General features: G+C 72.0%; 9 protein-coding genes. 4 read left to right on the top strand and 5 right to left on the bottom strand.

Annotated elements, in window-relative coordinates; all coding sequences use genetic code 11:
• Positions 1 to 147 precede the first annotated feature (147 nt).
• The 3 genes from AB0H28_RS09290 to AB0H28_RS09280 form a co-directional block, all read right to left on the bottom strand.
• Positions 148 to 1,881 carry an ABC transporter ATP-binding protein gene (locus AB0H28_RS09290; protein WP_358036306.1) on the bottom strand — a complete coding sequence of 578 codons (1,734 nt, stop codon included), beginning with the start codon at positions 1,879 to 1,881 and terminating at the stop codon, positions 148 to 150.
• Positions 1,875 to 2,396: a MarR family transcriptional regulator gene (locus AB0H28_RS09285; protein WP_358036304.1), complete on the bottom strand. Its 522-nt coding sequence runs from the start codon at positions 2,394 to 2,396 to the stop codon at positions 1,875 to 1,877. Before AB0H28_RS09285 ends, AB0H28_RS09290 begins: the two co-directional genes overlap by 7 nt.
• Before the next feature lie 62 nt (positions 2,397 to 2,458).
• Positions 2,459 to 2,986 carry a MarR family transcriptional regulator gene (locus tag AB0H28_RS09280; protein ID WP_358036302.1) on the bottom strand — a complete coding sequence of 176 codons (528 nt, stop codon included), beginning with the start codon at positions 2,984 to 2,986 and terminating at the stop codon, positions 2,459 to 2,461.
• 58 nt (positions 2,987 to 3,044) lie between these two features.
• On the opposite strand from AB0H28_RS09280, the gene AB0H28_RS09275 reads away from it, so the two are divergent.
• Positions 3,045 to 4,694: a DHA2 family efflux MFS transporter permease subunit gene (locus tag AB0H28_RS09275; RefSeq protein WP_358036300.1), complete on the top strand. Its 1,650-nt coding sequence runs from the start codon at positions 3,045 to 3,047 to the stop codon at positions 4,692 to 4,694.
• Positions 4,695 to 4,704: 10 nt separating this feature from the next.
• Here AB0H28_RS09275 and AB0H28_RS09270 read toward each other — a convergent pair whose 3' ends face one another.
• Positions 4,705 to 6,144, bottom strand: a complete 1,440-nt coding sequence (locus AB0H28_RS09270) for a GuaB1 family IMP dehydrogenase-related protein (protein ID WP_358036298.1) — start codon at positions 6,142 to 6,144, stop codon at positions 4,705 to 4,707.
• Positions 6,145 to 6,262: 118 nt separating this feature from the next.
• Positions 6,263 to 8,017 (bottom strand): biotin carboxylase N-terminal domain-containing protein, encoded by a 1,755-nt coding sequence (locus AB0H28_RS09265; RefSeq protein ID WP_358036296.1) that lies wholly within the window; start codon positions 8,015 to 8,017, stop codon positions 6,263 to 6,265.
• 133 nt (positions 8,018 to 8,150) lie between these two features.
• On the opposite strand from AB0H28_RS09265, the gene AB0H28_RS09260 reads away from it, so the two are divergent.
• The 3 genes from AB0H28_RS09260 (at position 8,151) to AB0H28_RS09250 (ending at position 10,571) form a co-directional block, all read left to right on the top strand.
• Entirely contained in the window at positions 8,151 to 8,744 is a 594-nt protein-coding gene (locus AB0H28_RS09260; protein WP_358036294.1) for a PadR family transcriptional regulator, read from the top strand.
• Between the two features lie 94 nt (positions 8,745 to 8,838).
• Positions 8,839 to 9,798, top strand: a complete 960-nt coding sequence (locus AB0H28_RS09255) for an ATP-binding cassette domain-containing protein (protein ID WP_358036292.1) — start codon at positions 8,839 to 8,841, stop codon at positions 9,796 to 9,798.
• 17 nt (positions 9,799 to 9,815) lie between these two features.
• A complete protein-coding gene (locus AB0H28_RS09250; protein WP_358036290.1) occupies positions 9,816 to 10,571 on the top strand; it encodes an ABC transporter permease in 756 nt (251 codons plus the stop codon).
• Positions 10,572 to 10,685: the final 114 nt, after the last annotated feature.

The raw sequence follows: 10,685 nt of genomic DNA, 5'->3' as shown, positions 1-10,685 counted from the left end.
CCTCACGGCCCTCGCTGCGCTCGGTGCGTTCGCTCATGCGGTGCTGGTCGGGCATGCTCTCACGGCCCTCGCTGCGCTCGGTGCGTTCGCTCATGCGGTGCTGGTCGGGCATGCTCTCACGGCCCTCGCTGCGCTCGGTGCGTTCGCTCATGCGGGCACCCCCGCGGTCTGCTGGGACGCCACGATCTCGGCGTACGTCGGGCAGTTCTCCAACAACTCCGCGTGCCGTCCCATCCCGACGACACCCCCGTCCTCGAGCACGATGATCTGGTCGGCGTCGACGATCGTGGAGACCCGCTGGGCCACGATCACCACCGCCGCGTCCGCGGTGACCGGCTTGAGGGCGGCCCGCAGGCGGGCGTCCGTGCCGAGGTCGAGCGCGGAGAAGGAGTCGTCGAAGAGATAGATCTCCGGCTTGCGTACCAGCGCGCGGGCGATGGCCAGGCGTTGCCGCTGGCCGCCGGAGACGTTCGTGCCGCCCTGCGCGATCGGCGCGTCCAGCCCACCGGGCATCTCGGTGACGAAGTCGCGCGCCTGGGCGATCTCCAGGGCCGCCCACAGGTCCGCGTCGGTGGCCTCCGGGTTGCCGTAGCGCAGGTTGCTCGCCACCGTGCCGCTGAACAGGTACGGCCGTTGCGGCACCAGCCCGATCCGCCGCCACAGTTCGTCCGGGGCCAGGTCCCGCACGTTCACGCCGTCGACCAGGACCGCGCCGGCGGTCGGGTCGACCAGCCGGGGGATCAGCGTGAGCAGTGTGGTCTTGCCGGCGCCGGTGGAACCGATGATCGCCGTGGTCCGGCCCGGGCGGGCGGTGAACGAGATGTCGTGCAGCACCGGCGCGGTGGCGCCGGGGTACTGGAAGCCCGCGTCGCGCAGCTCCAGCTCACCGCGGCCGGTGACCTCGGTGACCGGTGCGGGCGCCGGCACCACCGACGAGTCGGTGTCCAGCACCTCCTCGATACGCTCCGCGCAGACCGCCGCGCGGGGCACCATCATCAGCATGAAGGTGGCCATCATGACCGCCATCAGGATCTGCATCAGGTATTGCAGGAACGCGGTGAGCGCGCCGATCTGGATCTGACCGGAGTCGACCCGGGCCGCGCCGAACCAGAGCACCGCGACGCTGGAGACGTTGAGCACCAGCATCACGATCGGGAAGATCAGCGCCTGGAGCCGGCCGATGCGCAGCGCGGTGGCGGTCAGGTCGGTGTTGGCCACCCGGAAGCGGTCGGTCTCGTACGGCTCGCGGACGAAGGCCCGGACCACCCGGATGCCGGTGATCTGCTCGCGCAGCACCCGGTTGACCGTGTCGATGCGCGTCTGCATGAGCCGGAAACCCGGCACCATCCGGCGGATGACCAGGCCCAGCGCGACGGCCAGCACCGGCACGCAGACCAGCATCAGCCAGGAGAGCCCGACGTCCTCGCGCAGCGCCATCACCACGCCGCCGACGCTCATGATCGGCGCGGCCACCAGCATGGTGCAGCTCAGCAGCACCAGCATCTGCACCTGCTGGACGTCGTTGGTGTTGCGGGTGATCAGCGACGGCGCCCCGAACCGGGCGACCTCTCGGGCGGAGAAGCGGTTGACGTGCCCGAAGAGGGCGGCCCGGACGTCCCGGCCGAAGCCCATCGCAGTCTTCGCGCCGAGGTAGACGGCGGCGATCGAGCAGGCGACCTGGAGCAGGCTGACCACCAGCATCCACCCGCCCGTACGCAGGATCTCGTCGGTGTCGCCGCGGGCGACGCCCCGGTCGATGATGTCGGCGTTCAGGCTGGGCAGGTAGAGCGAGGCCATCGTGCCGACGAACTGGAACGCCACCACGGCGGCCAGTAGTCGTCGGTACGGGCGTAGATGGGTGCGGAGCAGGCGGATCAGCACGGATGTCTCCCCGTTGGCGACTCGGTGTCGGACTCGCTGTCCCGGTTCAACCGACGGAGGTCCCCGTCGGACATGCCGGTGATGATTTCGGTCAGGAACTCGCGGATCACCGCGCGCTTGGCCGGGTCGGCGTCGACGGAGGTCAGCGGTGTGTCGCTGTGGATCTTGTCGATGATTCGTCGGGCATGTTCCTGGCCCTTGTCGGTGAGGGTGAGCTGGACGGTGCGGCGGTCCTCGGGGCTGCGTCGGCGGACGACGAAGCCGTCACGTTCCAGGGTGTCGACGATGCCGGTGAGGGTGGCCGGCCGCACGAAGCACAACTCCGCCATGTCGCGGTGGGTGACGTCGCCGGAGCGCAGCAGGATCATCAGCACGCGCATGCCGGCGGAGGTGAGGCCGTGGTGCTCGGCCAGGTAGCGCCCCCAGTGCTGCTCGACGACGTGGCCGGCGATGGAGACGAGCCGGCCGAGCGGAGCGTGTTGCAGCGCGTCGGGGAAGCGGACGAGCGGTCCCATGTTCACGAGCGTCAGATTAGCGCCCGAATCATCAGGCCCCAAACTAATTTCTGAGAATCACCTCAGCCGCCGTCGGCGCCGGTGCGCCGGGGCTGCGTCGGCTCGTCCGGGGCGGTCGCCACGTAGTCGCGCATCACGTCCGCGACCTCGCGCAGGAACGCCGCGGTGGCTTCGGCCTGCTCGGGGGTGAGCCGGGCGACGGCCCGGTCGACCCCGACGAGCATCGGGCGCAGCGCCTCCAGCACCTCGCCGACCGCGTGCTCGGTCACCTGGAGGCTGAGCCGTCGGCGGTCGTGCGGGTGCGGGGCGCGGGCGACGTGGCCGGCCCGCACCAGCCGGTCGACGAGCGTGGTGGCGGACGCGGACCGGATGCCGAGCCGGTTGCCCAGCTCGACCGGGCCCAGCGGCTCGGGGCTGGAGACCAGGTGGTCGATGGCCGCGGCGTCGGTCGCACCGATGCCGAGCCGGCGGGCCAGCGCGGCCCGGGTGTCCCCGGCGATCCGCAGCACCTCGCGCAGGGCGCGGGCGGCCTCGCTGCTCGGCGGTGGGCCGGCGGGCCCGGCCGCTCCGGTTGACGGCGACCCCTCCACGGGTTAAAGCTAGCATCTCGGGTAGCTAGAAAATCTAGCTAAAAGCGGGAGGGGTGCCATGCGCAGCGACGGGCGCGGACGCTGGTTCGGGCTGCTCGCCATCAGCCTCGGCGTCGCGATGATCATCGTGGACGCCACCATCGTGAACGTCGCGGTGCCGCAGATCATCCGGGACCTGGACATCACCTCGACCGACGCCCAGTGGGTGCAGGAGGCGTACACCCTGGTCTTCGCGGCCCTGCTGCTGGTGGCCGGCCGCTTCGCCGACCGGTCCGGGCGGCGGCGGATGTTCGTCACCGGGGTGGGCGTCTTCGTGGTGGCGAGCGTGCTGGCGGCGCTCGCCGGGTCCGGCGCGGCGCTGATCGGCGCCCGGGTGCTCCAGGGCATCGGCGGGGCGATGATGCTGCCCACCTCGCTCTCCCTGCTCAACGCCAACTTCACCGGCCGGGAGCGGGGCATCGCGTTCGCCGTCTGGGGCTCCACCATCGGCGGCGCGGCGGCGCTCGGGCCGCTGCTCGGCGGCTGGCTCACCACCACGTACTCCTGGCGGTGGGCGTTCGGCATCAACGTCCCGGTCAGCCTCGCCGTGATCGTGGGCACCCTGCTGATGGTCGCCGAGTCCCGCGACGACCGCGCCGAACGCGGCGTCGACCTGCTCGGCGCGTTGCTCTCCGTGGTCGGCATGACCGGCGTGGTGTTCGCGCTGATCGAGGGGCGCACCTACGGCTGGTGGGAGCGGGAACGGCCGTTCAGCCTCTTCGGGCTCGACTGGACCGCCTCGATCTCCCCGGTGCCGGTGGCCGCGCTGGCCGGGCTCACCGCACTCGGCGTCTTCCTGGCCCATCAGGTCCGCCGCAACCGGGCCGGCCGGGCCGCGCTGCTCGACCTGTCGCTGTTCGGCATCGGCTCGTTCCGCACCGGCATCCTCGCCGCCGCGATCGTCAGCCTGGGCGAGTTCGGCCTGCTCTTCGCGCTGCCGCTGTGGTTCCAGAACGTGCTCGGCTACAGCGCCTTCCGCACCGGTCTGGCACTGCTGCCGCTCGCCGTCGGCAGCTTCCTGGCCAGCGGCATCGGCGCGCCACTGACCCAACGCTGGGGCGCGGCCCGGGTGGTGCAGCTCGGCGTGGCCGCCGAACTGGTCGGCGTCGCCGGGCTCGGCCTCGTGGTCGCGCCGGACACCCGCTGGTGGGCGCCGGTGGCGTTCCTCTTCGTCTACGGCATCGGCGTCGGACTGGCCACCGCCCAGCTCACCGGCGTCTCCCTGGCCGAGGTGCCGGTACGCCGCAGCGGGCAGGGCTCCGGACTGCAGAGCACCGCCCGGCAGGTGGGCTCGGCGCTGGGCATCGCGGTGCTCGGCACCGTGCTCTTCGCCGGCCTCGGCGGGCTCCTCGGCGACCGGCTGACCGACCAGCCGGGCCTCGACCCGGCCGGGCGGGACCAGGTGGTGACCGCGGTGAAGGAGAGCGCCGGCGCGGCGATCAGCGGGCTGGCGGCGGATCCGCGTACCGCGCCGGTGGCCGAGGAGGCGAAGGCCGCCTTCTCCGACGCCACCCGCTACGCGGCCTTCACCGCGGCCGGGTTCCTGCTGATCGGCCTGCTCGCCTGCCTGCGCCTGCCGAGCGTGCGCACCGAGGCGCCCCCGGCCACCGCCGAGGGTAAGGAGGGGCCCCCGGTTAACGCCTCCGGTAGAGCACAGGGCCCCGCTTGACGCCTCGCGGTCACCAACTGGTCGGCAGCGGCATGCCCTCGGTGTAGCCGGCGGTGCTCTGCACACCCACCAGGGCGCGGTCGTGGAACTCGTCCAGGGTGCGTGCCCCGGCGTAGGTGAACGCGCTGCGTACCCCGGAAATGATCTCGTCGATCAGGTCCTCGACGCCGGGCCGCTGCGGGTTCAGATACATCCGGGCCGAGGAGATGCCCTCCTCGAAGATGGCCTTGCGGGCCCGGTCGAACGCGCTGTCCTCGGCGGTCCGGGCGCTCACCGCCCGGGACGAGGCCATGCCGAAGCTCTCCTTGTAGCGCCGGCCGTCGGCGTCGGTGTAGAGATCGCCGGGGGACTCGTAGGTGCCGGCGAACCAGGAGCCGATCATCACGTTCGACGCGCCGGCGGCCAACGCCAGCGCCACGTCCCGCGGGTGGCGCACGCCGCCGTCGGCCCAGACGTGCCGACCCAGTGAGCGGGCCGCCGCCGCGCAGTCGAGCACCGCGGAGAACTGCGGGCGGCCGACGCCGGTCATCATCCGGGTGGTGCACATGGCACCCGGACCCACGCCGACCTTGACGATGTCGGCGCCGGCCTCGACCAGGTCGCGTACCCCGTCCGCGGTGACCACGTTGCCGGCCGCGACCGGGACGCCCGGGTCGAGCTTGCGGACCGCCCGCAGCGCCTGCACCATCCGCTCCTGGTGCCCGTGCGCGGTGTCCACGACCAGCGTGTCCACCCCCGCCTCCAGCAGCGCGGCGGCCTTGCCGGTGACGTCGCCGTTGATGCCCACCGCCGCCGCGACGCGCAGCCGGCTCCGGTCGTCCACCGCCGGCGTGTAGAGCGTCGCGCGCAGCGCGCCCGCCCGGGTCAGCACGCCGACCAGGCGGCCGTCGGCATCCACCACCGGGGCCAGCCGCCGCCGGCCCGCCGACAGGCGGTCGAATCCGGTACGCGGGTCCGCGTCCGCCGGCACCGTGTGCAACTCGGTGGACATCACGTGCCGGAGCTGGGCGAACCGGTCCACCCCCACGGTGTCCGCCTCGGTCACCACGCCGACCGGCCGGCCACCGTCGTCCACCACGATCACCGCGCCGTGTGCGCGCTTCGGCAGCAGGTGGATGGCATCACCGACGGTATCGGTCGGGCCGAGTGTGATCGCGGTGTCGTGCACCAGGTGCCGCTGCTTGACCCAGCCCACGACGTTCGCGACGACCTCGATCGGGATGTCCTGCGGGATCACCGCGACGGCGCCGCGTCGGGCGACGGTCTCGGCCATCCGCCGGCCGGCCACGGCGGTCATGTTCGCCACCACCAGCGGGAGGGTGGTGCCGGTGCCGTCGCCGGAGGACAGGTCGACGTCGAGCCGGGAGCCCACCTCCGAACGGTTGGGCGCCATGAAGACGTCGTTGTAGGTCAGGTCGTGCGCGGGGACCGCGCCATGAAGGAACCGCACCCGAACATCATTCCCGCTCGCGGCGCTCCTCGCTGCCGCTGGTGGCCCAGACCACCCGGCTCTGCGCTGGTGAGAAGGGCCCCCTTCTCGACCGCAGGCGTTAAGAAGGGGCCCCTCCTCAACCCTCGATGGTGCAGATGGGGGCGCCGGCGGTGATGACGGCGCCCACCTCGGCGGCCAGCCCGCTCACCGTGCCCGCCTTGTGCGCGTGCAGCGGCTGCTCCATCTTCATCGCCTCCAGCACCACCACCAGGTCGCCCTCGGCGACGGTGTCGCCGTCGGCCACGGCAATCTTCACGATGGTGCCCTGCATCGGGGAGGCGAGCGTGTCTCCGCCGACCGCGGCGCCGGCCTTGCCGCCGCCGGTGCGGCGGGCCGGCTTCCGCGCGGCGGGCGCGGCGGTCGCCGTACCCGCGCCGAGGCCGGCGGGGAGGACGACCTCGATCCGCTTGCCGGCCACCTCGACCACGACGGTCTCGCGCTCGGCCGGGTCCTCGGCGGGGCCGGCGGCGGCGGTGAAGGCCGGGACGGTGTTGTTCCACCCGGTCTCGATCCACCGGGTGTGCACGGTGAACGGCTCGGTGGTGAACGCCTCGTCACGGACCACCAGGCGGTGGAAGGGCAGCGCGGTGGCCATCCCCTCGACCACCATCTCATCGAGCGCCCGGCGGGCCCGCTCCAGCGCCTCGGTGCGCGTCTCGCCGACGATGATCACCTTGGCCAGCAGCGAGTCGAAGTTGCCGCCGATCACGTCGCCGGCCGAGATGCCGGTGTCCACCCGCACGCCGGGGCCGGACGGCAGCCGCAGCGCGGTGACGGTGCCCGGTGCGGGCAGGAAGTTGCGGCCCGGGTCCTCACCGTTGATGCGGAACTCGATGGCGTGCCCGCGCGGCGTCGGGTCCTCGGTGATGCGCAGCTTCTCGCCGTCGGCGATGCGGAACTGCTCGCGCACCAGGTCGATCCCGGCGGTCTCCTCGGTGACCGGGTGCTCCACCTGCAGGCGGGTGTTGACCTCCAGGAAGGAGATGGTGCCGTCCGCGCCGACCAGGTATTCCACCGTGCCGGCGCCGTGGTAGCCGGCCTCCCGGCAGATCGCCTTGGCGCTGTCGTGGATCTGGGCGCGCTGCGCGTCGGTGAGGAACGGGGCGGGCGCCTCCTCGACCAGCTTCTGGTGCCGGCGCTGCAACGAGCAGTCGCGGGTGCCCACGACGATCACGTTGCCGTGCTGGTCGGCCAGCACCTGCGCCTCGACGTGGCGGGGCTGGTCCAGGTAGCGCTCGACGAAGCACTCGCCCCGGCCGAACGCGGCGACCGCTTCGCGGGTGGCCGACTCGAACAGGTGCGGGATCTCCGCCATGGTGCGGGCGACCTTGAGGCCGCGCCCGCCGCCGCCGAACGCCGCCTTGATGGCGACCGGCAGGCCGTGCTCGGCCGCGAACGCGGTCACCTCGTCGGCGTCGGCCGCCGGGTCCGACGTGCCGGGCACCAGCGGGGCGCCGGCACGCTGCGCGATGTGCCGTGCGGTGACCTTGTCACCCAGGTCGCGGATCGCCTGCGGGGTGGGGCCGATCCAGGTCAGGCCGGCGTCGATCACGGCCTGGGCGAAGTCGGCGTTCTCGGAGAGGAAGCCGTAGCCGGGGTGCACGGCGTCCGCGCCGGCCCGGGCCGCCACGTCGACGAGTTTGTCGATGCGCAGGTAGCTGTCGGCCGCGGTGTCGCCGCCCAGCGCGTACGCCTCGTCGGCCAGCGTGGCGTGCAGGGCGTCCCGGTCGGAGTCCGCGTAGACGGCGACGCTTGCGAGCCCGGCGTCGCGGCAGGCGCGGATGACGCGGACGGCGATCTCGCCGCGGTTGGCGATGAGGACCTTGCGCACCTTGGGGGCTCCTCCCGGGAGGTCGATGCCGGGAGTGTATCGGCCGGGCCGCGGGCCCTAACGATCGCTCAGTGTGGGATGCCGCACTGTAGTCAAACTTGGTTATTACGCTTGTCCGGTGTCGGCGACGCGGATGATGATTCTGGGACTGGTCAGGTGGATGCAGCCGGTGCACGGCTACGACGTGCGCCGCGAACTGCTGAGCTGGAGCGCGGACAAGTGGGCCAACGTGCAGCCCGGTTCGATCTATCACGCCCTGCGCAAGCTCACCGACGAGGGGTTGCTGCGGACGGTGTCGGTCGAGCAGGTGGGTGCCCGTCCGGCCCGCACCACCTACGAGGTGACCGCGAAGGGCGAGGACGAGTTCGAGACGTTGCTGCGGGCGCAGTGGTGGCAGCTCCACGAGTCACCGGACCCGTTCGCGGTGGCGTTCTCGTTCCTGCCGGCGTTGCCGCGCGAGGAGGCCGCGGCAGCGCTGCGCAATCGGGCGAACCTGCTGCGCGCCGGCGTCGGGTCGATGCGCGCGTCGCTGGACTCGGACTGGGTGCGCACCCGCAAGCCGGTGCACGTGGGCTGGATGTTCGAGCTGTGGCTGGCCCGGGCGGAGGCCGAGACGGCCTGGTGCGAGCGGATCGCGGAGCGGATCGAGGCCGGGGTGTCGTACCTGCCCGCGGGGATGGAGCGTGCGGAGGGATGGTCCGGCTGGACCGACGGTGACACGACCTAATCAAATTTGACCACAAGAGCTATATCGCGTTAGCCTCGACGCGAATCGCTCACCGGTGGCCGGGCAACTCCGGCCCGGACGACCAGGAGCAGAGATGATCGAGACCAGAGGGTTGCGGAAGTCGTTCCGCTCCCGCACGGGTCGCGAGACGAAGACCGTGGACGCGGTCCGCGGCGTCGACCTCGACGTCGCCGCGGGGGAGATCTTCGGCTTCCTCGGGCCCAACGGCGCCGGCAAGACCACCACGCTGCGGATGCTCGCCACCCTCATCGAGCCGGACGGCGGCGTGGCCACCATCGCCGGCGCCGATCTGCTGAAGGATCCGGCCGGCGTGCGCCGCCGGATCGGCTACGTGCCGCAGGGCGGCAGCACCTGGGACGAGTCCAGCGCCCGCGAGGAACTGGTGCTCCAGGCCCGCCTCTACGGCATCACCAAGACCGACGCGCAGCGCCGCGCCACCCGCGCGCTGGACGCCTTCCAGCTCAGCGAATACGCCGACCGTAAGTGCAAGACCTATTCGGGCGGTCAGCGCCGGCGGGTCGAGATCGCGCTCGGCATCATCCACGAACCGAAGATCGTCTTCCTGGACGAGCCGACCACCGGCCTCGACCCGCAGAGCCGCGCGCACATGTGGGACGAGATCCGCCGGCTGCGCACCGAGGGAATGACCGTCTTCATCACCACGCACTACCTCGACGAGGCCGACGCGCTCTGCGACCGGATCGCGATCATGGATCACGGCGAGGTGGTCGCGGAGGGCACCCCGACCGAGCTGAAGCGCGAGATCTCCGGCGAGGTGGTGGTCGTCGGCCTGGACGTCGCGACCACCCCGCACGCCGCCGAGATGCTCGACACCGAGGCGTACGTGAGCAAGCTGGAAACCGTCGACGAGGGCGGGCTGCGTCTCTATGTCGACGAGGGCGCCGTCGCCATCCCACAGGTGCTGCGCCGCCTCGACCACGCCGGGCTGGAGCTGCGCTCGATCGAGCTGCACCGCCCCAGCCTCGACGACGTCTTCCTCACCAAGACCGGCCGCTCGCTGCGCGAGTCCTGAACCCCGGAGAAGCTGTCATGAAACTCGCCCGCGACACCTGGTTGATCTTCCAGCGTCAGGCGCAACTGCTGCTGCGCAACCCGGTCTGGGTCTTCGTCGGCGTCTTCCAGCCGGTGATGTACCTGCTCCTCTTCGCCCCGCTGCTCAAGCCGGCGCTGAACGCGCCGACGCAGGCCGCCGCGTACAAGATCTTCGTGCCCGGCCTGCTTGTGCTGCTGGCCATCTTCGGCGGCCTGTTCCAGGGCTTCGGCCTGATCGCCGAGCTGCGCGCCGGGGTGATCGAACGTTCCCGGGTCACCCCGGTCAGCCGGCTCGCCCTGCTGCTGGGCCGCTCCCTGCGCGACGTCGTCTCGCTGATCTCGCAGGCCGTCATCATCACCGTGCTGGCGCTCCTGTTCGACCTGCGCGTCTTCATCGGCTACCTACTCCTGGCCTACCTGATGCTCGCCCTGATCGCGTTGATGACCTCGGCCGTCTCCTACGGCGTCGCCCTCAAGGTCAAGAGCGAGGACGCGCTCGCCCCGCTGATGAACACCGTCGCGCAACCGGTGCTGCTGCTCTCCGGCATCCTGCTGCCGCTCACCTTCGCGCCCGGCTGGTTGCAGGGCGTGGCCAAGTGGAACCCGTTCTCCTGGGCGGTCGACGGCACCCGTGCGCTCTTCGACGGCGACCTAAGCAACGACGACGTCTGGCAGGGGCTCGGCATCATCGCCGTGCTCGCCGTCGCCGGCGTCGTCTGGGCGGCCCGCCAGTTCGCCCGCAGCGTGAGGTGAAAGGCGGGGCCCCCGGTTAACGCCTCCGGTAGAGAAGGGGCCCCTTCTCACCCTCACGAGAGCTGTCGGCGGGCCGCACCGGCGTCGCGGTCGGTGCCCTGGCCGGCGGCGTTC

Origin of the sequence: Micromonospora sp. NPDC050980 (genome assembly GCF_040653835.1) — a bacterium.
Lineage (GTDB): Bacteria > Actinomycetota > Actinomycetes > Mycobacteriales > Micromonosporaceae > Micromonospora.
The sequence above is the reverse complement of the archived record's forward strand: the minus strand, read 5'-3'. Positions and strand labels throughout refer to the sequence as shown.

What these genes read in the sequence shown, in the direction of transcription:
- AB0H28_RS09285 (WP_358036304.1), bottom strand. Translation starts at nt 2,396, where the DNA reads ATGGGACCGCTCGTCCGCTTCCCCGACGCGCTGCAACACGCTCCGCTC.
- AB0H28_RS09275 (WP_358036300.1), top strand. Translation starts at nt 3,045, where the DNA reads ATGCGCAGCGACGGGCGCGGACGCTGGTTCGGGCTGCTCGCCATCAGC.
- AB0H28_RS09260 (WP_358036294.1), top strand. Translation starts at nt 8,151, where the DNA reads ATGATGATTCTGGGACTGGTCAGGTGGATGCAGCCGGTGCACGGCTAC.
- AB0H28_RS09255 (WP_358036292.1), top strand. Translation starts at nt 8,839, where the DNA reads ATGATCGAGACCAGAGGGTTGCGGAAGTCGTTCCGCTCCCGCACGGGT.
- AB0H28_RS09250 (WP_358036290.1), top strand. Translation starts at nt 9,816, where the DNA reads ATGAAACTCGCCCGCGACACCTGGTTGATCTTCCAGCGTCAGGCGCAA.